This is a genomic window from Aeromonas sp. QDB68, from assembly GCF_027707405.1.
GTDB lineage: Bacteria > Pseudomonadota > Gammaproteobacteria > Enterobacterales > Aeromonadaceae > Aeromonas > Aeromonas caviae.
The window spans coordinates 1-1773 of sequence record NZ_JAPCIQ010000197.1; the positions used below are offsets into that span (position 1 = coordinate 1).

Annotated in this window: 2 protein-coding genes; one reads left to right on the forward strand and one right to left on the reverse strand. The window is 53.1% G+C overall.

The window, feature by feature from the left end:
* Positions 1 to 51: 51 nt before the first annotated feature.
* Positions 52 to 1278 carry an RNA-guided endonuclease InsQ/TnpB family protein gene (locus tag PG892_RS22150; protein ID WP_270825888.1) on the reverse strand — a complete coding sequence of 409 codons (1227 nt, stop codon included), beginning with the start codon at positions 1276 to 1278 and terminating at the stop codon, positions 52 to 54.
* Between the two features lie 58 nt (positions 1279 to 1336).
* Here PG892_RS22150 and tnpA point away from each other — a divergent pair, with 58 nt between their 5' ends.
* On the forward strand, positions 1337 to 1741 hold the full coding sequence (gene tnpA / locus PG892_RS22155) for an IS200/IS605 family transposase (RefSeq protein WP_270825890.1): 405 nt from the start codon (positions 1337 to 1339) through the stop codon (positions 1739 to 1741).
* Positions 1742 to 1773: the final 32 nt, after the last annotated feature.

Here is a 1773-nt window from a genome sequence, read left to right on the forward strand (position 1 = left end):
TTGACATCCTCCCCCACCTTCGCGCTTCGCGTCTCAGGAGGGGGATTCCCATTACTGGGTGATAGCTGCTCGCGCAGTACCGGGTTCCTGCTTCATCGGGCGGCCTGATTGCACCACGCCTCCACAGGCTAAAACGGCGTGTCCCGCCGCTAAAATATTGCGAGCGCCGTTCACATCGGCGTTCGCCTCATAACCACACGCAGCGCATTTAAACTGGCTTTGCGTCTGGCGATTATCCCTCTCTGTATGCCCACAACAGGCGCATTGCTGGCTGGTGTAGGCTGGGTTTATCGCCAACACCTGACCGCCTCGCCATGCCTGCTTGTATTCAAGCTGGCGGCGAAGCTCAAACCAACCCTGATCCAATATCGACCGATTCAAGCCTGATTTTGCCCGGACGTTGCGCCCCGGCTGGCTTGTCGTACCCGCTGCTGATTTTGACATGCTGGCAACCTTCAAATCCTCAATGACGATCATCGCGTGGTTTTTGCTGATAGTCGTTGTGACCTTGTGAAGGTAATCGCGGCGGGTATTGGCGATATGTGAGTGCAGCCGCTGGATCTTGGCTTTTTGTTTCTTCCAGTTACTGCTGAACTTTACCTTTTTGCTCAATTGGCGCTGAAGCCTTGCCAGCTTGGCCTGATTGGTTTTGAAGCTGTTGACGGGCTCAAACACCGTTCCGTCTGACAGAGTTGCGAGCTTGGCGATACCAGCATCCAGCCCGGCCATTGAGCCAGACGGGTGAATTGGCTCGGGGATCTCCTGCTCGACCTGAAATGAGATATACCAGTGCCCGGCGGCTTGGCTGACGGTCGCGTTTTTAATCTTCCCTTCGACTGGGCGTGACTGGCGAAACTTGACCCACGCCAGCCCGGCTGGCAGCTTCACACGACCCTTTTCAAGGCGGCAATACTTGTCGAAGTTGACGAACCGGATAGAGTCGCGGTTGTCGCTTTTTTTCTTGAATACGGGTGCCTTGGCGACCAACTTCTTATCAAAGCAGCGCATCCACGCGCCGTGCAAATCCTTGAGTTTCTGCTGGAGGTTGTCGGTGTATGCCTCGGCCAGAAAGGCCATTTCTGGGTCTTTCTTCCAAGTGGTGAGCATCCGGTTCAGCTCAAAGGCAGAAGGCAGTTTTTCGCCAGCATCAAGAATGCGTTTAGTTTCTGCCAACCCGTGATTCCAGACATAACGAGCACAGCCGCCCAACTGGCGCAGGCGTTGCGCTTGTTGTTCGGTCGGTTCCAGTCGGAATTTGTAGGCTTTCAGAATTTGCATTTTCAATTCAGTGTATAGCACCATCTGGTAGTGAAATTACACTTGAAAGAGAGATTTAATGCAAGCCTTTGACATTAACAAATCGCGTCACGCAGCCTACCTTCTTCACGTTCATCTGGTTTTTGTGACGAAGTACCGAAGAAAGGTTTTTGGCGATTTACACCTTACCGCTTTCAATCAGTATGCTACTGAGGTTTGCAAAGACTTTGGCGCGGAACTGAAAGAGTGTGACGGAGAGGCTGATCACGTTCATATGCTGATTGAGTACGCGCCAACGGTGCAGTTATCGGTACTGGTGAACTCCTTAAAGGCGGTCACATCAAGGCGGCTGCGTAATGAATTTCTGGACTTGAGAGGTGCTTACAGCAAACCCGTACTCTGGTCACGCTCTTACTTTGCGGGCTCTTGCGGCGGAGCACCGTTGGAGGTGATCAAGCAATACATTCAAAACCAGCGGGGCTGACGCCCCGGCGAAATTCCCCTCCCACCTACGTC